We start from the raw sequence: 1,481 nt of genomic DNA, 5'->3' as shown, positions 1-1,481 counted from the left end.
TGCTGGAAAGTCATACTTAAACCCGAGGCTGCGATGGAGAGCGATGTAGCGGCCAAGATCCTCGCTGAGCATCACGCCTCTCCCGGCCAGGGTTGCGTGATGGCGGTCAGCGTCGCGACGTCGACCTTGGCATAGTGAGCCGTCGTATCGACGGAGCGATGGCGCAGCACCGTGCCCACCGTTTCCAGCGTCGCGCCGCCGCGCAGCATGGCGGTCGCAGCCGAATGGCGCAGAAGCCTGGCGCCCTGGGACGGCGCGTCAGCGATGCCAGCCCGTTCGAGGCCCCGTCGGACCACCGCCGCAATGCAGCCAGAGCGGCTGAACGGACGATACGGCGCGTGCACCCGCAGAAAGACCCTTTCCTCTGGGACTCGCGGCCGCACCCGTTCGATGTACGCGAGCAGGGCGTCGCCGACGTCCTGCGGCAACGGTAACCGAACCTCCCGACGGCCTTTGCCACAGAGCCGCAGCGTGCCCTCATGCCAAGCGAGATCGTCGAGCCGCAAGGCGGTCACGTCGCCGGCCCGCAAGCCAAGGCGGGCGAGCAGAAGCAGGATCGCGTGGTCGCGCAAGCCGATTGGTGTACTTGTGTCGCACGCGCTGATCAGCTGCTCAACGCGCTCAGCTGGCAGGTAGCGGGGCAGCGTCGAAAGCCGCCACTCGGCGACCGCCGGCACGGCGCGATCAAGCCCGGGCTGGCAGGCGCCGCGAGCGGCGAGGAAGCGCAAGTACGCCCGAAGCGCGGTCGTCATGGTTTTGACGTAGCCGGGCGAACACGACCGTGCCTGCTCGAGGATCACGTGTCGCACACGAGCTGCGTCATAGGCCTCTGGATCACCGCCAAGCACCGGCAGTAGGCGCAGGACCAAACGACCGTTGCGATCGATCGTCCGCTCAGCGAGCCCGCGATGGGAACGCAGGAACTCCTGGAAGGCTACGACGGACTCTGGAACCGAGTTCACAGTCGGCGCTGGCGGAGCGGCGACGAGTTCTTGTTCGATCAGGAAACGCACGAAGCGGCGTACTTTGTTCACGTAGCGCCGCGAGAGCCGTGACTGCCGTCGGTAGCCGCTACAGCAACAATCGTGCGTCGCGAACCGGGTAACGACACAGTCATCGACAGAAGCAACCGCTACACCGGACAGCCTCAACCAGGCCGCAAAATGCCGGGCGCCCTCCGAATATTTAAGGCGGGTCAGCCGAGTATGACCAAGTTTTGCTAATTGCCCATCGAATGCCGCGATCGATTCAGCGAGGTTGCCGGCATCCATTAAACACGGTGTGCGAGACGACACAGGATTGTGGTCCATATTTCCTCATCTCCTTAGGGTGCATCGGGGCACCAAAGATAGATGGGAGACGGACCTTTAGTTATGCTGAGCTTTAACCAGCCTCGGCTACGCTAAGCGACTGATCGAAAACAGCTTTCTAAGCCGCACCCTCGCCATCTCCGCATAACCTTGGACTCCGCATAGTTCCTG

1 protein-coding gene is annotated in these 1,481 nt (G+C 63.3%); it reads right to left on the bottom strand.

What is annotated here, in order from left to right:
• Positions 1-71 precede the first annotated feature (71 nt).
• Complete coding sequence (locus tag CKO28_RS27610) at positions 72-1,271, bottom strand: tyrosine-type recombinase/integrase (protein ID WP_207168968.1); 1,200 nt, start codon at positions 1,269-1,271, stop codon at positions 72-74.
• Positions 1,272-1,481 lie beyond the last annotated feature (210 nt).

It is taken from the genome of Rhodovibrio sodomensis (genome assembly GCF_016583645.1).
GTDB lineage: Bacteria > Pseudomonadota > Alphaproteobacteria > Kiloniellales > Rhodovibrionaceae > Rhodovibrio > Rhodovibrio sodomensis.
Note: the sequence above shows the minus strand (reverse complement) of the source record. Positions and strands in the feature narration are given on the sequence as shown.

Coding starts and splice junctions, on each gene's coding strand:
- CKO28_RS27610 (WP_207168968.1), bottom strand. CDS start 1,271: ATGGATGCCGGCAACCTCGCTGAATCGATCGCGGCATTCGATGGGCAA.